The organism is Streptomyces sp. NPDC001508 (assembly GCF_040298665.1).
In the GTDB taxonomy this organism is placed as follows: Bacteria; Actinomycetota; Actinomycetes; order Streptomycetales; family Streptomycetaceae; genus Streptomyces.
This window is the reverse complement of the sequence record NZ_JBEPAP010000028.1, coordinates 80,061-98,207: the sequence shown is the minus strand read 5'-3', so window position 1 is coordinate 98,207 and position 18,147 is coordinate 80,061. Positions and strand designations below refer to the sequence as shown.

Genomic DNA, 18,147 nt, shown 5'->3' with positions numbered 1-18,147 from the left:
TGGAGGACGTATGACCACGCTGGCCGATCCCGTGCCCGGGGGGCGTCCCGGTGATGTGGAGCGGGCCGTGGCCCGCACCGCCGAGCTGACCGGCCGGGGCGTCCACGGAATCGTGCTGTCCTACGTCGACACGGCGGGCGTGGGCCGGGTCAAGACGATCCCGACGGCGCGGCTCGCCGACGCGGCGGCCTGGGGCGTCGGCATGTCACCGGTCTTCGACACCTTCCTGGCCGACGACTCGATCGTCACCACGGACGTCCTCGGCTCCCCCGACGGCGATCTGCGGCTGTACCCGGACCTGGAGCAGCTGGTGGAGCTGGCCGGTCAGCCCGGCTGGGCCTGGGCGCCGGTGGACCGGATCACACAGGAGGGCGAACCGCACCCCGGGTGCGGCCGTACCTTCCTGCGCCGGGTCGTCGTGGACGCCGAGGCCCGGCTCGGCGTCACCGTCCGGGCGGCCGTCGAGATCGAGTGGACCGTCGGCCTGGACACGGCACCCGAGGACGCGTTCGTGCCCGCGGTGTCCGGCCCGGCCTACAGTGCCTCCCGGCAGGTCGAGCTGAGCGACTGCACCGCCGATCTGCTCGCCGCGCTCGCCGCGCAGGGCGTGGCTGTGAACCAGGTCCATCCGGAGTACGCGGCCGGGCAGTTCGAGGTGTCGGTCGGTGCGCTCGACCCGGTGGCGGCGGCCGACCGGAGCGTGCTCGTGCGGCAGACCGTCCGGGCGGTGGCGCGGCGGCACGGACTGCGGGTGTCGTTCGCCCCGGCCGTGCTCGCCACCGGCGTCGGCAACGGCGGTCATCTGCACCTTTCCTGCTGGCGAGGCGGGGTGAACCTGCACGCGGGTGGCACGGGCCGGTACGGCATGACGGGCGCCGCGGAGTCGTTCACGGCCGGGGTGCTCGCCCGGCTGCCCGCGCTGGCCGCGGTGACCGCGCCGAGCCCGGCCAGCTATCTGCGGCTGCGGCCCTCCCAGTGGGCCGGCGTGTTCACCTGCTGGGGCCGGGAGACCCGGGAGGCGGCGCTGCGGGTCGTCACCGGCATGGCGGGCCGCCGGGAACGGGAGGCCAATCTGGAGGTGAAGCCGGTCGACCTGGCCGCCAACCCGTATCTCGCGCTCGGCTGTGTCATGGCCGCCGGTCTCGACGGTCTCGCCGCCGCGGCCCCGCTGCCCGAGGAGATCACCGGGAACCCGGCCCGGTTCGACGCCGACGAGGCGGCCGCCCGGGGCGTGCGACGGCTGCCGACCACGCTCACGGCGGCGGTCGAGGCGTTCCGTGCCGACCTGGTGCTGCGCGCCGCCCTGGGGCCGGTCCTGGCCGACGCGGTGACCGCGGTCCGCCTCGGGGAGGCCCGCAGCGTCGACGGCCTCGACGACGCGCAGGTGGCGGCGGCCTACCGCTGGCGGTACTGACGATGGGCGCGGTCCCGGGCGATCCTGGAGGAGGCCCTGGAGATCACCCCGTTCCGCAAACTGCTGTACAGCTCCGACGCGTACGCTCTGGCCGAGTTCCACCACCTGGGCGCGCTGTGCTTCCGGCAGGGGCTCGCCGCGCTGCTCCAGGACCGGGTGGACACGGACGAGCTGAGCCTGCCCGACGCCCTGCGGATCGCCGCGTGGACGGGCCGGGACAACGCCCGCCGCCTGTACGGACTGCCCGCACCCGACCCCGCCCGCGACCGAGCGCACACCACACCGGAAAGTATGATCTAGCGATGTCTGACATGACCGAAACCACGCCCGGCTGGCTGACCAGCGACGAGCTGGAGATGGCGCGCGCCCGCATGCCGATCCTGTACGTCGAGGCCGTGCCCGTGCGCGTGGACGACAGCGGCGAAGTCACCAGTGTCGGTCTGCTGCTGCGCATCGGACCGGACGGCACGGTCAGCCGGACCCTGGTCTCCGGCCGGGTCCTGCACCACGAGCGGGTGCGCGACGCCCTGCTGCGCCATCTGGAGAAGGACCTCGGGCCGGTGGCACTGCCGCGGGTGCCGGCCTCGCTCCAGCCGTTCACGGTCGCCGAGTACTTCCCCACGGCGGGGATCACCCCGTACCACGACCCGCGGCAGCACGCGGTGTCCCTCGCCTATGTCGTCCCGGTGACCGGGGACTGCCGCCCCCGGCAGGACGCGCTGGACCTGGTGTGGTTCACGCCCCAGGAGGCCGCGTCCGAGGCGGTGCACAGCGAGATGCCCGGCGGGCACGGGGCGCTGCTGAAGCAGGCCCTCGCCCACGTCGGCCAGGTGTCCTGACCTCCTGCGGTCCTCGGTCCGTCCCGCGTCCTCAGCGCGGGTCGGCCTGGGGCGGGACGGCGTCGAGGAAGCCGCCCGACTGGTGCTGCCACAGCTTGGCGTACGCGCCGTTCGACGCGAGCAGTTCCTGGTGGGTGCCCTGCTCGACGATCCGCCCGCGGTCGAGCACGACCAGCCGGTCCATGGAGGCGACCGTGCTCAGCCGGTGCGCCACCACCAGCGCCGTCCGCCCTTCCATGAGCCGCCACAGCGCCTCCTGGACGAGGATCTCGCTCTCCGAGTCGAGGGCGCTGGTCGCCTCGTCCAGCAGCAGGACCGGCGCGTCCCGCAGGATCGCCCGGGCGAGGGCGACCCGCTGGCGCTGACCGCCGGACAGCTTGACGCCGCGCTCGCCCACCATGGTCCGGAAGCCGTCGGGCAGCGCGTCGGCGAACTCCGTGACATGCGCCGCCTCGGCGGCGCGGCGGATCTCGGCGTCGGTGGCGTCGGGCCGGGCGAACGCGATGTTGTCCCGCAGCGAGCGGTGGAACATCGCCGGGTCCTGCGGCACATAGGCGATCAGGCCGCGCAGGTCCGCCTGGCGCATCTGGTTGATCTCCCGGCCGCCGATCAGGATCCGGCCGGAGTCGATGTCCGTCATCCGCAGCAGCAGCCGGGTGAGCGTGGTCTTGCCGCCGCCGGACCGGCCGACGAGCCCGAGCCTCGTTCCGCTGGGCACGGTCAGGTCCAGTTCCTCGAACAGCGGCTCGGCGCCCGCGTGGGCGAAGCTCACCCGCTCGAACCGGACGTCGGCGGGCCGGGTCGGCAGCGGCTGCGGCGACCGGGGGTCGAGCACGGTCGGCGATGTCCGCAGCAGTTCGGTGAACTGCGCCGCCTCCGTCAGGGAACTCTCCAGACGGCGGTAGATCTGGTTGAACTCGAACATGATCCGGGTCGCGTTGGTGTAGTACGTGAAGGCGACGACGACGGCCTCCACGCCGTGCTCGCCGGCGCCGAGCGCGACCGCGAGCAGCAGGCCGAGCGCGTTGGTGAGCACGGACATCGGTGCGACGAGGGTGTCGATGCGCAGATTGCCGTAGTCCCACGACCGCAGGGTGAGCCGGCGGGACGCGGCGACGCGGGAGCGGTGCTCGGCGGCCTCGCGTTCCTCGGCGGCGAACGCCCGGACCGTGTCCATGTTCATCAGGCTGTCGGCGACATGCCCGGACACCCGGGCGATGGCCTCCTCACGTTCGTCGACGAGGGCCTGACGGCGGCGGATCAGGGGCACCACACACACCGCGGTGAGCGCGATCATCGTCAGCAGGCCGACGACGAGCAGCGGTTCGTAGCGCCACAGGACGACCGAGCCGAACGCCAGCGGTACGAAGCTGCCGACGACGTTGAAGGTGAGGGTGTCGATGAACTCCTCGAAGCGTGAGGCGAAGCTCAGCACCCGTTTGGTCAGCGATCCGGCGAAGTTGTCGTGGAAGAACGCGGCGTCCTTGGCGAACAGTTCGTCCATGCCGATGACGTACAGATGCTCGATGCCGAGGGCGTCGATGCGGTTGAGGCAGTGCAGTCCGATCCGCCACAGCGCCTCCGCGAACAGCAGTACGCCGGCGAAGCCGAGGACGTACGGCAGCACCGAGCCGACGGCGGTTTCCGGGTCGTCCGCGAGGTCGGCGACGAGTTTGGCGACGATCAGCGGCGCGATGTAGGCGATGCCGATGTTGCCCAGCGCCGGCAGCAGCATCGCGGGCGCCGTGAGCCGTCGCAGTCGGGCCAACTCCCGTCCGTAGTAACGAAGGGCGAGGAGCACCGAGCCCCTGCGCCGAGGATTCCCACGCGATTCAGGCGTTTCCATCCCAACCCTGTGGTGTCGTAGGACGGCCCGCATCCGCAGGCGACCGACGGCGGCCACCTGCGGTACGGGCGGACAGGACGGGCAGTGTCCCGCGGGCGCCCGCACACAGTCCAAGCGTTTTCCCGGCCGACGACCCGAACCGGCCGACGCCGCAGCCCACTTGGGGGTCGGTCTCAAGCGGGTGTCGGCTCAGCCGGGGTTCGGATCCGCCGCGGCCGGGCTTGTGGAACCGGTCCCGTGTGCCGGGTCCCGCCACAGGGCGCGCCCCCGCTCCTCCCGGTCGGCCAGCCATGTCGTCTCCAGTTCCCTCGCCAGTTCCTCGTAGGAGAGGCCGAAGGCGTACAGCGCCTCCAGGTCCTGGCGCGCGGTGATGTGGCGGCCGGACAGGGCGTCGCCGATCAGGGTGGAGCCGGCGATGGTGGGCAGCGCGGGACGGCTGACGGCGTGCACCACTCCCCAGGCGACGAGGTGGTCGGCGTAGCACATCGGTCCGGCCGGCTCCAGATCCGTCCACACGAGGTGCGGCAGTCGCGCGCCGTGCGTGGCGAGCCGCTGCCAGCGCGGCGCGCTCATCGCCTGCTCGTGCAGGTGGTACACGACACGGGCGTGCGCGCGGGCCGCCTCGCCCGTCGGGTAGCGGGAGGCGGCAAGCCCCTGCTCGCGCAGCCGACGGTCCACCAGGGCGTCGACCGGGGCGATGGGCAGCGACACCGCCGAGCAGATGCGGTGCAGCGCCCGGCCCGCCCGCCGTGCCTGCTCCAGGCCCGCGCACAGCGCGTCGAAGACCTGCTCGTACCGCATGGCGCTGAACACCGGTGTGACATCGACGCCGATGCCGTCGGCGAGCAGGGCACTGACCGTCTCCATACTGCCGGGCGTGCCCGGGATCTTCAGCAGCAGATTGGAACGGTCGACGGCCCACCACAGGGCTCGCGCCTCCTTGGCCGCGGAGCGGCCGGGCGCGGCCGGCGGGAGATCGGCCGAGACCAGACCTGTCCGGCTGCGGCTGGCCTCGTACAGCGGGAGCAACGCGTCGCAGGCGGCGCGGGTGGCGTCCGCCGACAGCCGGCGCCAGGCCCGGGCCGGGTCGGCTCCGCCGTCGCGGAGTTCGGCGAGGCGGGCCCGGCCGTCCCCGGCGAGGACGTCGTCGACCGTCCAGGTCACTCCCCCCAGGTCCCAGGCCGCCACGAGGCCGGGCAACTCGCCCTCCGGATCGGGATGGTGGAACCCCCGCAGCCAGACGGAGACCCCCTCGGCGCGCAACCGCTTGAGGTGACGGCCGGTCGTGTCACCGGCGTTCATCGAGTGGCCCTTCTTCTCTTGCCTTCCGCGTGAACACCGGTGAGCCGCCTCGCGTTGGCACTCCGTACATCTCGCGGATCGTGAGGAGCCAGGTTAGGCGGGCCACCGCCGACCGGTGCAGGTGCGGCCCGCCACTTCGTCAGGTCCGCGGCCGCCGGAGCCGGTCGCGGTACGGGACCTGACGAGGTAACCGCGGCCTTGTGGTTCGGGGTCAGCGCCCCGCACATGCTGCCCACGGACCCTAGTGAAAGGAACCGATTGACGATGTGCGGTCTCGCGGGATGGGTGAGTCTGCGACGTGATCTGACCCGGCACACCGGCATCGCGTCCGCCATGACGCGCACCTTGGAGTGCCGGGGCCCCGACGAACACGGGCTGTGGGCCTCCGCACACGCGCTGCTCGGGCACCAACGCCTCAGCATCATCGACCTGGAGGGCGGCAAGCAGCCGATGGCCGCCGTCCCGGACGCACCGGACGCACCGGTCGTCACCTACACCGGTGAGATCTACAACTTCCGTGAACTGCGCGGCGAGCTGGAACGCCTCGGGCACCGGTTCCGCACCGCGAGCGACACCGAGGTGCTGCTCCACTGCTACCTGGAGTGGGGCGAGGACTTCACGCAGCGGCTGAACGGCATGTACGCCTTCGCCCTGTGGGACCCGCGCACCGAGCGGCTGCTCCTGGTCCGCGACCGGATGGGTGTCAAGCCTCTCTACTACTTCCTCACCGACGACGGCATTCTCTTCGGCTCCGAGCCCAAGGCGATCCTCAGCCATCCGGAGGCCGAGGCGGTCGTGGACGCCGACGGGCTGCGCGAGATGTTCAGCATCGTCAAGACACCCGGGCACGCCGTGTTCCGCGGCATGCGCGAGGTACGTCCGGCGACCGTCGTGCGGTTCGACGAGAGAGGGCTCAGCGAGTACGAGTACTGGCGGCTCACGGCACGCGAGCACACGGACGACCTGCCCACGACGATCGGCCGGGTGCGCGAGCTGCTGGAGGACATCGTCGAACGGCAGCTCGTCGCCGATGTCACCGTGGGCACCCTGCTCTCCGGTGGACTGGACTCCAGCGCCGTCACCGCGCTCGCCGCCCGCGCCCTGGCCGCCCAGGGCGAACAGCGGCCGCTGCGCGCCTTCTCCGTCGACTTCACCGGACACAGCGAACGCTTCGAGGCCAACGTCCAGTGGGAGGACCCCGACACCCCGTTCGCGATCGAGGTCGCCCGGCACGTCGGCGCCGAGCATGTCGTCGTCGAACTCGACAGCGACGACGTGCTCGACCCCGAGGTACGGGCCAAGGTGCTGCGGGCGCAGGACCTGCCGGTGTCCACCGGCGACATGGAGTACTCGCTGTATCTGCTGTGCCGTGCCCTCAGGGAGCGGATGACCGTCGCCCTGTCCGGGGAGGCGGCGGACGAACTGTTCGGCGGATACACCTGGTTCCACGACAAGGCCGCCGTCGAGGCCGACACCTTCCCCTGGCACCACCCCTTCGAGCAGGCGGGCGGCATCGGCGCGCTGCGCGACGCCGGCATCTGGGACCGGCTCGGGCTGGGCGAGTACATCAAGCAGCGGTATGCCGAGGCCCTGGCCGAAGTGCCGCGGCTGGACGGCGAGCAGGGCCTTGAGGCCCGGATGCGGGAGGTCGGCTACCTCAACATCACCCGCTGGGAGAACTTCCTGCTCGACCGCAAGGACCGTATGAGCATGGCCGTCAGCCTGGAGGTACGGGTTCCCTTCACCGATCACCGGCTCGTCGACTACGTCTTCAACGTCCCCTGGGCGATGAAGACCCACGACGGCCGTGAGAAGAGCCTGCTGCGCGCCGCGATGCGCGGGATACTCCCGGACTCCGTCCTGGACCGCAAGAAGAACCCCTACCCCTCGACCCAGGACGTGACCTACGAACTCGCCCTGCGCCGCATGGTGGAGGGCCTGCTCACCGAGGGCTCCCCGGTGCTCGGTCTGGTCTCGGCAGATGCCGTCCGCAAGCTCCTCGACCGGCCCGTCGGCGCCTATGCGATGGGCGGGCCGTGGAGCGCCCGCGCGGTACTGGAGCGGCTCTTGGAGTTCGACGCCTGGGTCACCCGGTACGGCGTGCGGGTGGAGCTCTGAGCCCGTGACCGTGCTCACCGTCTGGTCGGACATCGGCTGTCCCTGGGCCGGGCTGGCGCTGCACACCGTGCGGGCCGCCGCCCGGTCCCGAGGCCGCGAGCTGCTGATCGACCACCGGGCCTTCCCGCTGGAGCTGTTCAACGCCGAGCCGACGCCGCGGCACATCGTGGAGCCGGAGGTCGTCGTCATCGGGGCCGCGCGGCCCGAACTCGGCTGGCGGCTGTGGGCCGGCCGCGACGCCGCCTATCCGTCCACCACGCTGCCCGCGCTGGAGGCCGTCCAGGCGGCGAAGGATCCGGCGATCGGCGGGCTGCGCGGCTCGGACGCGCTGGACGCCGCGCTGCGGCACGCCTTCTACGCCGAGAGCCGCTGCATCAGCATCGTCCCGGTGATCCTCGATGTCGCGGCCCGGTGTCCGGAGGTCGACGCGGACGCGCTGGCCGAGGCGCTGGCCCGTGGGGCCGGCCGCGCCGAGGTCTTCGCGCAGTGGCGTGCCGCGCGGGACAGCGCAGTGCGGGACAGCGCAGTGCGGGACAGCGCAGTGCGGGACAGCGCAGTGCGGGACAGCCCGCACCTGTTCGGGCCGTACGGCTGGGCCGCGCACAACCCGGGCGTCCGGCTCACCTGGACCGGTGACCCGCAGGCCGGCGGTCTGCCCCGTCTGGAGTCGTTCGACCCCGGCTGGGCCGACACGTTCCTCGACCACACCGAGGCCCAGGCTGGCCCCGCACCGCCTGCCTGACCCCGAACCTCTGCCCCACACCCCGACACCCACCCCACCTCCGCCCACACCAGTCCCGCCCACATGGGGCCCCACCACACCACTCGCACCCACGCCATCCGCCCACACCAGTCCCACACGCATGGGCCCCACCACACCACTCGCACCCACGCCGTCCGCCCGCGCCGGTTCGGCTCACACCACTCCCGCCCACACGACTCCCGGCGGCGCCCCAGCCGCCCGGAGTCCCTTAACCCCACTCGCACCCACGCCGTCCGCCCCCGCCACCACCGGCCACACCCCTCCATCCGCGTCTCCCCCACCTCCCGTACGTCCGTGCACCCGTCCGGAGCCCGGTGCCTCGGGCGCGTGGGCTCCTCGCCCTCGGAGCCTCGTATGTCCTCGTCGCCGCCGTCACCCTCGTCGCCACCGTCGCCCCCGTCGCCCCCACGTCCGCCCCGTGCCGCCCGGCGGGCGCGGGCCTCCGCCGCGCTCACCGCGGTCCTCGCCCTGCTGTCGTTCGTCATGCCGCTCGCCACCGACATGTACCTCCCCGCGTTTCCGCGGATGGCGACCGACCTGGGCACCGATGCCTCCGGGGTGCAGCTCACACTGACCGCCTTCATGGTGGGACTGGCCCTGGGCCAGCTGGTGTTCGGGCCGTTGTCCGACCGGTTCGGCAGGCGGCGGCCGATTCTGGTCGGCACCGGGGTCTGCGCCTGTGCCACCGCCTTGTGCGCCGTCGCGCCCACGCTGGAGTGGATGATCCTGCTGCGCTGGCTGACCGGCGTCGGCGGCGCGGCCGGACTCGTCGTCGGACGTGCGGTGGTCGCCGACCTCGCCCGGGGCGAGCAGGCGGCACGGCTGTTCGGCATCCTCATGGCGCTGGGCGGCGTGGCCCCCATCGTGGCGCCGCTCGCGGGCGGGGCCGTGGTCAGCGCGACCGGGTGGCGTGCCGTGTTCTGGGTCCTCGCGGCGGCCTCCCTCGTGACCTTCGCCGCCGCCTACGCGATCGTTCCCGAGAGCCTGCCGCCCGCGCGGCGCACCCCCGTCGGGGCGGCCGCGGTGGCCCGGTCGATGCGTTCCGTCCTGACCGACCGCGCCTACCTGGGCTTCACCGGAGCCTTCGCGTTCGGCAGCGCCGCGCTCTTCTGCTACATCGCCGGTTCGCCGTTCCTGCTGCAGAACGTGCTCGGGCTGAGCGTCGGGCAGTCCTCGGCGGCCTTCGCGGCGGGCGCCCTGACGGCCACCGTGTCCAGCGCCCTGAGCGCCCGCCTCGTCGGCCGTTACAGCCCGTGGTCCCTGCTGCTGGCCGGGCTGGTGCTGCTGGCCGGTGCCGCGACGGCCGCGCTCGCCGTCACCGCCCTGGGCCGGCTCGGCCGGATCGAAGCCTTCACCCTGCTGGGGCTCGCCTTCCTCGGGCTCGGCCTGGTCTTCGCCAACGGCACGACCCTCGCGGTCGGCGCGGTGCCCCACGCGGCCGGCGCGGGCTCCGCCGTGCTCGGCACCGCGCAGAGCGCGCTCGGCGCGCTGGCCGCCCCGCTCATGGGGCTCGGCGGTGACCGCACCGCGCTGCCGGTGTTCCTCGGGATGACCGTGTCCGCCGCGCTCGCCCTGCTGTGTCTGGCGAGCGCGCGGTCACGTCCGGCACCCGCGCCGCACAGGGATTTCCTGGGGAATTCTTGATGTGATTCTGGAGGCGTTCTATAGGGGAACCAAAGGATCGAGCGCGCCTTCAAAGGGGATTTCAGCAGGCCGCTCAACCGCCCGTGAAGTGCGTCGATGGCCCACCTCTCCTGCGGGGCAGATGACTTGACGGAGTCCGAAGCGATTCCTTTCCGGTGCTATTTCAAGGCCCGGAGAATTCACGGCACCCGTCCAGAAGGAGGTTTCCGTGGACCACTATCTCGCGCTCCTGCGCCGACTGCCCGCCTCCCAGCAGCCGGAGTGGGAGGACGACGACACACTGCACCAGGTACGGGACGATCTCGCGGCCCGGCCCCCGCTGGTGCGGGCGCGGGATGTCCACCGGCTGCGCTCCCTGTTGGCGCGGGCCGCCTCCGGAGCCGTCCAGGTCATCCAGGCGGGAGACTGCGCGGAGGACCCCGAGGAGTGCACGCGCGGATACGTCGCGCGCAAGGCGGCGCTGCTCGACCTGCTCGCCGGCACCCTCAAATCGCTGTCCCACAAGCCGGTGCTGCGCGTCGGGAGGATCGCCGGCCAGTTCGCCAAGCCCCGCTCGCAGCCGACGGAGACCGTGGCAGGGCGGGTCCTCGCGGTCTACCGCGGGCATCTCGTCAACAGCCCCGAACCGGACCCGCTGCTGCGCACACCGGACCCGCGCCGGCTGCTGACCGGTTACGACGCGGCGAGCAGTGTGCTGCGCCACCTCGGCTGGCAGCAGCCCACACCGGGGCAGGACGTGGACGCCGCGATGTGGACCAGCCATGAGGCGCTCGTCCTCGACTACGAACTGCCCCTGCTGCGCGAGGACGACGACGGTGCCCCGTATCTGGCGTCCACGCACTGGCCCTGGATCGGCGAGCGCACCCGGCAGGTGGACGGCGCGCATGTCGCCCTGCACTCCGCCGTCGTGAACCCGGTCGCCTGCAAGGTGGGCCCCGGCATCACCCCCGAGGAACTGCTCGCCCTGTGCGACCGGCTCGACCCGCATCGCGACCCGGGCCGGCTGACGCTGATCGCCCGCATGGGCGCCGCCGCCGTGAGCACCCGGCTGCCCCGGCTGGTCCGCGCCGTCCGGCAGGCCGGCCACCCCGTCCTGTGGCTGTGCGACCCGATGCACGGCAACACCGTCACCGGCCCGGACGGTCTGAAGACCCGCTTCCTCGAAACGGTCGTCCACGAGGTGGAGACCTTCTACGAAGCGGTCCACGAGGCCGGTGGCACCGCGACCGGGCTGCATCTGGAGACCACGCCCGACGATGTCGCCGAGTGCCTGTCCCGTGAGGCGCCCGAGGAGCGGGACACCGGCAAGTACACCAGCTTCTGCGACCCGCGCCTCAACCCCGCCCAGGCCATCGCCGTGGCCGCGGCCTGGCGCGGCTGACGGCACAAGATCCCCAACGACCTGTCATGGGAGGCAAGTTGAATCCGAAATCGGACCTGCCCCGGAACACGGCCCTGGTCACCGGCGCGGCCGGCGGCATCGGCAGTGCGATCGTACGGGCCCTGGGTGAGCACGGTGTCACCGTGGCCGCCGTGGACCGGGCCGAGGCCCGGCCCGACGTCCTCGCGGAGAAGGCCCGCGCCGACGGGCTCGACGTCCACGCGTTCACCGCCGACGTCAGCGACGAACGGGCGGTCGAGGCGCTGCTCGACGATGTCGAGCGCCGGCTCGGCGGCGTCGGCAGCCTGGTGAACGCGGCCGGGGTCCTCAGGCCCGGACGCGCCCACACCCTCAGCCACGAGGACTGGGCCGGCACCTTCGCCGTCAACGCGACCGGTGTCTTCCTGGTCTCCCGTGCCGTGGTGCGCCGTATGCTCGACGCGCGCCGCCCGGGTGCCGTGGTCACGGTCGCGTCCAACGCCGCAGCGACGCCCCGCACGGACATGGCGGCGTACGCGGCGTCGAAGGCCGCCGCGACCATGTTCACCAAATGCCTCGGCCTGGAAGTGGCCCGGCACGGCATCCGCTGCAACATCGTCGCGCCCGGCTCCACCGAGACCCCCATGCTCGCCTCGCTGTGGCGCGAGCCGTCCGGGCGCACCGGCACCCTGGAGGGCGTGGCCGACGAGTACCGGGTGGGCATCCCGCTCGGCCGGATCGCCCGTCCCGGCGATGTCGCCGACGCCGTCGTCTATCTGCTCTCCGACCGGGCGCGGCACATCACGCTGCAGTCCCTCACCGTCGACGGCGGCGCCGCACTGGGGGTGTCCGCATGACCCGGGCGCTGCCCGCCCCCGGCATCCCCGCGATCGAGGGCTATCCGCTGCCGGGCCCCGGTGAACTGCCCGCCAACACGGCGCGCTGGACGCCCGATCCGCGGCGCGCCGCGCTGCTCGTCCACGACATGCAGCGTTTCTTCCTGCGGCCCTTTCCGGAATCGGTGCGCACACCGCTGATCGCCAACACCGCGCTGGTGCGGCGCGCCGCGGCCGACACCGGGATGCCCGTCGCCTACACGGCCCAGCCAGGCGGTATGACATCGCGTCAGCGCGGTCTCCTCAAGGATTTCTGGGGGCCGGGCATGACCCCGTCGGCCGAGGACCGTGAGGTCGTCGGCGATCTCGCGCCGTCCTGGGCCGATCACACCTTCACCAAATGGCGCTACAGCGCCTTCGTCAACACCCGGCTGCTCGACTGGATGCGGCGGGAGCGGCGCGATCAGCTCGTCGTCTGCGGTGTGTACGCCCATGTGGGCGTCCTGATGACGGCGTGCGAGGCGTTCTCGTACGACATCCAGCCGTTCGTCGTGGCCGACGCGGTCGCCGACTTCGGCGTGGACGAGCACCGCATGGCCCTGTGGTACGCGGCCCGGCGGTGCGCCGTCGTCATCGGGGCCGAGCACTTCGACGCCGAGGTGCGTGCGGCCGCCGGGTGCAGGGAGCGGGAATGACCGACGCCCTGTTGGAGCGGGTGCTCGGCGGGGCCGTAGCCGCCTATGCGCTGCTGTACCGGCCCGAGGCCACGGGCACCGGTGTCGTGGAGGTGCTGGCGGGTGACACCGTGACCCTGGACACGCTGTCCGCCCTCTCGGCCCTGTCCAATCCCGCGCCCGGCCCGGGCGGCGCCGCGGCACGCCATGACGTTCTGGCCCTGGTGCCGTACCGGCAGCTCGCCGAACGCGGTTACGCGGCACCCGACGACGGCACTCCGCTCACCGCGCTCGTCGTGCGCGAGCAGGCCCGCGTGGCGCTCGCCGATGTGCTCGCCCGTGTCCCCGCCGTCCCCGCCGCGCTGCGCGGTGGCCGCTTCGAACCCGACGACGAGACCTACGCGGCGGCCGTCCGGCGCGTCGTGGAGGACGAGATCGGCTCCGGCGAGGGCGCCAACTTCGTCCTGAAGCGTTCCTTCGTGGCCCAGGTCGACGGCCACGACGCGCACACCGCCGTCCGCTTCTTCCGCCGGCTGCTCGGTCAGGAGAGCGGGGCGTACTGGACGTTCCTGGTGCACACCGGGGAACGCACCCTCGTCGGTGCCTCCCCGGAACGGCACCTCAGCCTGGACGCCGGGCGGGCGGTGATGAACCCGATCAGCGGCACCTACCGCTACCCGCCCACCGGCCCGGTCCTCGACGAGGTCATGGAGTTCCTGCGGGACACCAAGGAGACCGACGAGCTGTACATGGTCGTCGACGAGGAACTGAAGATGATGGGCCGCATCTGCGAGGGCGGCGGCCGGGTGGTGGGCCCGCGGCTGAAGGAGATGGCGCGGCTCGCCCACACCGAGTACTTCATCGAGGGCCGCTGCGACCGCGCGATCCCCGACATCCTGCACGAGACCCTGTTCGCCCCGACGGTCACCGGCAGCCCGCTGGAGAACGCCGCCCGTGTCATCGCCCGGTACGAACCGGGCGGGCGCGGCTACTACGCGGGACTCGCCGCGCTCATCGGACGTGACGAGCGGGGCGAGCCGGCCCTGGACTCCGCCATCCTCATCCGCACCGCGGACATGGCCGGGGACGGCCGGGTCGAGATCGGGGTCGGGGCCACCCTGGTCCGGCACTCCGATCCCGCCGCCGAGGTCGCCGAGACCCGGGCCAAGGCGGCCGGGCTGCTCGACGCGCTCGCCGGCCGCGGCGGCGGGCTCGCCGACCACCCCGAGGTGCGTGCCGAACTCGCCCGCCGCAACGCCCGCGTCGCCGGTTTCTGGCTGGCCTCCGGCGCGGACGACACGCCAGCCGGTCTCGGCGGGCGGACCGCACTGGTCATCGACGCCGAGGACACCTTCACCGCCATGCTCGCCCATCAGCTGCACGCGCTCGGCATGGCGGTCACGGTGCGCCGCTACGACGAGCCACATGTCCTCGGCGCACACGACCTCGTCGTCATGGGCCCGGGTCCTGGCGATCCCACGGACACCGGCCATCCGAAGATCGTGCATCTGCGCGGGAGCCTGCATGAACTCCTGGACCGCCGGCTGCCGTTCCTCGGGGTCTGTCTCAGTCACCAGGTGCTGGCCTCGCTGCTCGGGCTCGACGTGCGCCGCCGGTCCCGGCCCAGCCAGGGCGAGCAGCGGTGTATCGACCTGTTCGGCGAGCGGGTCAGGGCCGGCTTCTACAACACCTTCGCCGCGCACGCCACCGACGACAAGGTGTACGTCGGCGGCGTCGGCGCGGTGGAGGTCTGCCGGGACCCGGACAGCGGTGAGGTGCACGCCCTGCGCGGACCGGGCTTCGCATCGTTGCAGTTCCACCCCGAGTCACTGCTCACCCAGAACGGCCCGCGCATCGTGGGTTCGCTGATCAAGGAGGTGCTCAGGTCGTGAAGGCCGTCGTTGCCTGGTGGGATCTCGCGTCGTGCGGACGCGACGCGGCGTCGCTGCGGGCGTTTTTGCGCGAGGAGGCCGTCGCCCGGTTCGCTCAGGTCGCGGGCCTGCGGCTGAAGGTGTGGATATCCGATGCGCCGACCGGCCGCTGGGGCGCGATCTTCCTGTGGGAGTCCGCCGAGGCCGCGGCACAGCAGCTGCCGGCGCGCGCCGCCGAGATCATCGGCCGTCCGCCCACGGAGGTGCATGTCTTCGACGTGGAGGCGGCCACCGAGGGCCGGCACGGCACGCCGGATCTCGCGGGGCTCGGTCTCGCCTACGCGGAGAGGAGCCCTGCCGCGTGATGGACCTCATCGTGGTGGGCGGCGGCATCGGAGGGCTCGCCGCCGCCCTGGCCGCGGCCCGGGCCGGATGCCGGGTCACCGTACTCGAACGCCAGGATGCCTTCGGTGAGTTGGGGGCCGGTATCCAGCTCGGCCCGAACGCCTTCCACGCCCTGGACCGGCTCGGCGTCGGCGACGCCGTCCGTGACCGTGCCGTGCGCATCGACGCCCTGCGCCTGATGGACGGCACCACGGACGAGACGATCGCCGCCATGCCGCTGACCGGCGCGTATGTGACCCGCTTCGGCAACCCGTACGCCGTTGTGCACCGCGCCGACCTGCACCGGCCGTTGCTGGATGCCTGCCGGGACGCCGGGGTCGGCCTGCGGGTGGCCAGCGGTCTGGTGCGCTACGAACAGAACGCGGCGCACATCAGCGCCGTGCTGGCCGGTGGTGAGCGGGTGCGGGGTCATGCCCTGATCGGCGCCGACGGGATCCGCTCCACCGTGCGCGGCCAGCTCGTCGGCGACGGCGAACCGCGCGTGTCGGGGCACACGATCTACCGGTCCGTCGTGCCGATGGACACGGTGCCCCGGGAGCTGCGCTGGAACGCCGTCACGCTGTGGGCGGGGCCGAAGTGGCACTTCGTCCACTACCCGATAGCCTCCGGCGAGTTCCTGAATCTCGCGGTCACCCGGGACGACGGCGCGCGCGAGGCGGTGGCCGGGCTGCCGGTACCCAGGAAGCGGGTCCTCGGGGAGTTCCCCGGCCTCGGCGTCTTCGCCCGTCGGCTGCTGGACCTCGGCCGTGACTGGCGCACCTGGGTGCTGTGCGACCGTGATCCCGTCGGGACCTGGACCGAGGGCCGTGTCGCCCTGCTCGGCGACGCCGCGCATCCCATGCTCCAGTACGCCGCCCAGGGCGCCTGCCAGGCGCTGGAGGACGCGGTGGTGCTGGGCGGACTGCTCGACGGGGCCGGGCTCGACGAGGTACCGCAGCGGCTGGAGAAGTACGCCGCCGCGCGCCGCGAGCGGACGGCCAGGACGCAGCGGGTCGCGCGCCAGATGGGCGAGCGCCTTTACCACCCCGCGGGCCGGGCCCGCCCTGCTTGAGCGGGCGCCACCAGTCCTCGTGGCCGCGGTACCACTCGACCGTCTCCCGCAGTCCGACGTCGAACGGTTTCAGCGGCCGGTAGCCCAGTTCCTCGCGGATCTTGGAGTCGTCGATCGCGTACCGCAGGTCGTGGCCCTTGCGGTCGGTGACGAGCCGGATCCGGGAGGCGTCCGCGCCGCACAGGTCCAGGAGCCGTTCGGTGATCTCATGGTTCGTCAGGCCGGTGCCGCCGCCCACGTTGTATATCTCGCCGGCCCGGCCCCGGGTGAGCACCAGATGCACGGCGCGGCAGTGGTCGTCCACGTGCAGCCACTCGCGCATCTGGCGGCCGGTGCCGTACAGCGGCACGGTCAGGCCGCTGATCAGGTTGGTGGTGAACAGGGGGATCAGCTTCTCGGGGTGCTGGCGCGGACCGTAGTTGTTGGAGCAGCGGCTGATCCGCACGTCCAGGCCGTGGGTGCGCCAGTAGGCGCGGGCCAGCAGGTCCGAGGATGCCTTGGACGCGGCATAGGGGGAGTTGGGCAGCAGCGGCTGCGCCTCGTCCCAGGTGCCCGTCTCGATGGAGCCGTACACCTCGTCGGTGGAGATGTGCACGAACGTCCGGACGCCGCAGTGCAGGGCGGCCTCCAGAAGCGTCTGTGTGCCGAGCACATTGGTCCGTACGAAGGCGCGCGGCCCGAGCAGCGAGCGGTCCACGTGCGACTCGGCCGCGAAGTGCACGACCTCGCGGTGGCCGGGCAGCAGCGTCCGCACCAGTTCCTCGTCGCAGATGTCGCCCTTGACCAGCGTCAACCGCGGGTGGTCCAGCGGCAGATTGGCGGTGTTGCCGGCGTAGGTGAGCAGATCGAGGACGGTCACCTCGGCGTTCTCGTATCCCTCGTGACGGCCCTCAAGGAGGCCGCGCACGAAGTGCGAGCCGATGAACCCGGCGCCGCCGGTGACCAGGACGCGGTGTGTCACGCGACCACCGCCCGGCAGTCGTCGCCGACCACGAGCTGGTGCGCGCGGGTGCCGGGCGGCGAGGTGACCTTCGCGCCGCGGCCGATCAGCGAGGCGCGCACCGGCCGGACCCCGTCGAGCACGGCGCCGTCCAGCAGGATGGAGTCCTCGATGTCGGCGCCGTGCACGGTGCAGCCGGCGCCAAGCGCGGTGTGCGGGCCGATCCGGCTGTCCTGGACGACGGTGTCGGCGCCCACGACGAGCGGTCCGGTGAGCCGGGAGCGCACCACGGTGGCGCCGGGCTCGACGATCACGGCGCCGCTCAGCACGCTCTCCTCGTCGACCCGGCCGCGTACGTCGGAGACGACCCGGTCGAGCAGCACGCGGTTGCACTCCAGCAGGCCGTCGATCTTCCCGGTGTCCTGCCAGTAGCCGGCGTACTCCACGGCGGTGACCGTGCGGCCCTGGGTGACCAGGTGCTGGATGGCGTCGGTGATCTCCAGTTCGCCCCGCGCGCCGGGCGGGACGGCGCGCACCGCTTCGTGGATGAGCGGGGTGAAGAAGTACACGCCGATGACGGCGAGATCGCTGCGCGGGTGCCGCGGCTTCTCCACCAGGGCCCGCACGACGCGGTCAGGGCCGACCTCGGCGACACCGTACTGCCGCGGGTCCAGCACCTTGGTGACCATGATCTGGGCGGTCGGGCGGCGCGCCACGAAGGACTCGGCGGCCTCGCCGATGCCCTCGACGAGCACGTTGTCCCCGAGGTACATCACGAAGTCGTCGTCGCCCAGGAAGTCCTCGGCGATGGCCACGCAGTGCGCGAGACCCAGTGGCGCCTGCTGCCGTATGCAGGTGATCCGCAGGCCGAGCCGCGCGCCGTCGCCGACCGCGGCGGCGATCTCCGCCGCGTGGTCCCCGACGATGATGCCGACCTCCGTCACGCCGATGGCGCGGATGTTCTCCAGGCAGTGCACCAGGACCGGTTTGTTGGCCACCGGGACCAACTGCTTGGCCATCGAGTGGGTCAGCGGGCGGAGCCGGGTTCCCATTCCACCCGACAGGACGAGTGCTTTCATTGCAA

At 72.6% G+C, this 18,147-nt stretch carries 14 protein-coding genes and 2 pseudogenes; 12 read left to right on the top strand and 4 right to left on the bottom strand.

Annotated elements, in window-relative coordinates; genetic code table 11:
• Nucleotides 1-10 precede the first annotated feature (10 nt).
• From ABT245_RS24505 to ABT245_RS24495, 3 genes and pseudogenes are all read left to right on the top strand, one after another.
• Nucleotides 11-1,414, top strand: coding sequence for a type I glutamate--ammonia ligase (locus ABT245_RS24505; RefSeq protein WP_351736952.1), 1,404 nt, complete (start codon nucleotides 11-13; stop codon nucleotides 1,412-1,414).
• 6 nt (nucleotides 1,415-1,420) lie between these two features.
• Nucleotides 1,421-1,714 (top strand): annotated as a pseudogene (locus tag ABT245_RS24500) (amidohydrolase family protein); the annotation flags it as partial.
• A gap of 11 nt (nucleotides 1,715-1,725) precedes the next feature.
• Complete coding sequence (locus tag ABT245_RS24495) at nucleotides 1,726-2,253, top strand: NUDIX hydrolase family protein (RefSeq protein WP_351736982.1); 528 nt, start codon at nucleotides 1,726-1,728, stop codon at nucleotides 2,251-2,253.
• Between the two features lie 31 nt (nucleotides 2,254-2,284).
• Here the strand turns inward: ABT245_RS24495 and ABT245_RS24490 are convergent, their stop codons facing one another.
• Together ABT245_RS24490 and ABT245_RS24485 are read right to left on the bottom strand one after the other, a co-directional pair.
• The gene (locus tag ABT245_RS24490) at nucleotides 2,285-4,099 is read right to left on the bottom strand and encodes an ABC transporter ATP-binding protein (protein WP_351736950.1); all 1,815 of its coding nucleotides are present in this window, start codon (nucleotides 4,097-4,099) and stop codon (nucleotides 2,285-2,287) included.
• A 189-nt stretch (nucleotides 4,100-4,288) separates the two neighbouring features.
• The gene (locus ABT245_RS24485) at nucleotides 4,289-5,401 is read right to left on the bottom strand and encodes a transaldolase family protein (RefSeq protein WP_351736948.1); all 1,113 of its coding nucleotides are present in this window, start codon (nucleotides 5,399-5,401) and stop codon (nucleotides 4,289-4,291) included.
• A 264-nt stretch (nucleotides 5,402-5,665) separates the two neighbouring features.
• Here ABT245_RS24485 and asnB point away from each other — a divergent pair, with 264 nt between their 5' ends.
• The 9 genes from asnB (at nucleotide 5,666) to ABT245_RS24440 (ending at nucleotide 16,123) form a co-directional block, all read left to right on the top strand.
• A complete protein-coding gene (gene asnB / locus ABT245_RS24480; protein ID WP_351736946.1) occupies nucleotides 5,666-7,519 on the top strand; it encodes an asparagine synthase (glutamine-hydrolyzing) in 1,854 nt (617 codons plus the stop codon).
• A 4-nt stretch (nucleotides 7,520-7,523) separates the two neighbouring features.
• On the top strand, nucleotides 7,524-8,261 hold the full coding sequence (locus ABT245_RS24475) for a DsbA family oxidoreductase (protein ID WP_351736944.1): 738 nt from the start codon (nucleotides 7,524-7,526) through the stop codon (nucleotides 8,259-8,261).
• A gap of 375 nt (nucleotides 8,262-8,636) precedes the next feature.
• Complete coding sequence (locus ABT245_RS24470) at nucleotides 8,637-9,926, top strand: multidrug effflux MFS transporter (protein ID WP_351736942.1); 1,290 nt, start codon at nucleotides 8,637-8,639, stop codon at nucleotides 9,924-9,926.
• 208 nt (nucleotides 9,927-10,134) lie between these two features.
• Nucleotides 10,135-11,307 (top strand): 3-deoxy-7-phosphoheptulonate synthase, encoded by a 1,173-nt coding sequence (locus tag ABT245_RS24465; protein ID WP_351736940.1) that lies wholly within the window; start codon nucleotides 10,135-10,137, stop codon nucleotides 11,305-11,307.
• A 26-nt stretch (nucleotides 11,308-11,333) separates the two neighbouring features.
• Nucleotides 11,334-12,143, top strand: a complete 810-nt coding sequence (locus ABT245_RS24460; RefSeq protein ID WP_351736938.1) for a 2,3-dihydro-2,3-dihydroxybenzoate dehydrogenase — start codon at nucleotides 11,334-11,336, stop codon at nucleotides 12,141-12,143.
• Nucleotides 12,140-12,817 (top strand): isochorismatase family protein, encoded by a 678-nt coding sequence (locus ABT245_RS24455; protein ID WP_351736936.1) that lies wholly within the window; start codon nucleotides 12,140-12,142, stop codon nucleotides 12,815-12,817. Before ABT245_RS24460 ends, ABT245_RS24455 begins: the two co-directional genes overlap by 4 nt.
• A complete protein-coding gene (locus ABT245_RS24450; RefSeq protein ID WP_351736934.1) occupies nucleotides 12,814-14,688 on the top strand; it encodes an anthranilate synthase family protein in 1,875 nt (624 codons plus the stop codon). The genes ABT245_RS24455 and ABT245_RS24450 overlap by 4 nt, the downstream gene beginning before the upstream one ends.
• On the top strand, nucleotides 14,685-15,032 hold the full coding sequence (locus ABT245_RS24445) for a hypothetical protein (RefSeq protein ID WP_351736932.1): 348 nt from the start codon (nucleotides 14,685-14,687) through the stop codon (nucleotides 15,030-15,032). The genes ABT245_RS24450 and ABT245_RS24445 overlap by 4 nt, the downstream gene beginning before the upstream one ends.
• Nucleotides 15,032-16,123, top strand: a complete 1,092-nt coding sequence (locus ABT245_RS24440; RefSeq protein WP_502982180.1) for an FAD-dependent oxidoreductase — start codon at nucleotides 15,032-15,034, stop codon at nucleotides 16,121-16,123. The genes ABT245_RS24445 and ABT245_RS24440 overlap by 1 nt, the downstream gene beginning before the upstream one ends.
• Here the strand turns inward: ABT245_RS24440 and rfbB are convergent.
• A pseudogene (gene rfbB / locus ABT245_RS24435) lies at nucleotides 16,113-17,084 on the bottom strand (dTDP-glucose 4,6-dehydratase); the annotation flags it as partial. The gene ABT245_RS24440 and the pseudogene rfbB overlap by 11 nt on opposite strands.
• Nucleotides 17,081-18,142 (bottom strand): glucose-1-phosphate thymidylyltransferase, encoded by a 1,062-nt coding sequence (locus ABT245_RS24430; RefSeq protein ID WP_351736928.1) that lies wholly within the window; start codon nucleotides 18,140-18,142, stop codon nucleotides 17,081-17,083. The gene ABT245_RS24430 and the pseudogene rfbB, both read right to left, overlap by 4 nt.
• Nucleotides 18,143-18,147: the final 5 nt, after the last annotated feature.

What these genes read in the sequence shown, in the direction of transcription:
- ABT245_RS24505 (WP_351736952.1), top strand. Translation starts at nt 11, where the DNA reads ATGACCACGCTGGCCGATCCCGTGCCCGGGGGGCGTCCCGGTGATGTG.
- ABT245_RS24495 (WP_351736982.1), top strand. Translation starts at nt 1,726, where the DNA reads ATGACCGAAACCACGCCCGGCTGGCTGACCAGCGACGAGCTGGAGATG.
- ABT245_RS24490 (WP_351736950.1), bottom strand. Translation starts at nt 4,099, where the DNA reads ATGGAAACGCCTGAATCGCGTGGGAATCCTCGGCGCAGGGGCTCGGTG.
- ABT245_RS24485 (WP_351736948.1), bottom strand. Translation starts at nt 5,401, where the DNA reads ATGAACGCCGGTGACACGACCGGCCGTCACCTCAAGCGGTTGCGCGCC.
- asnB (WP_351736946.1), top strand. Translation starts at nt 5,666, where the DNA reads ATGTGCGGTCTCGCGGGATGGGTGAGTCTGCGACGTGATCTGACCCGG.
- ABT245_RS24470 (WP_351736942.1), top strand. Translation starts at nt 8,637, where the DNA reads ATGTCCTCGTCGCCGCCGTCACCCTCGTCGCCACCGTCGCCCCCGTCG.
- ABT245_RS24460 (WP_351736938.1), top strand. Translation starts at nt 11,334, where the DNA reads ATGGGAGGCAAGTTGAATCCGAAATCGGACCTGCCCCGGAACACGGCC.
- ABT245_RS24455 (WP_351736936.1), top strand. Translation starts at nt 12,140, where the DNA reads ATGACCCGGGCGCTGCCCGCCCCCGGCATCCCCGCGATCGAGGGCTAT.
- ABT245_RS24450 (WP_351736934.1), top strand. Translation starts at nt 12,814, where the DNA reads ATGACCGACGCCCTGTTGGAGCGGGTGCTCGGCGGGGCCGTAGCCGCC.
- ABT245_RS24440 (WP_502982180.1), top strand. Translation starts at nt 15,032, where the DNA reads ATGGACCTCATCGTGGTGGGCGGCGGCATCGGAGGGCTCGCCGCCGCC.
- ABT245_RS24430 (WP_351736928.1), bottom strand. Translation starts at nt 18,142, where the DNA reads ATGAAAGCACTCGTCCTGTCGGGTGGAATGGGAACCCGGCTCCGCCCG.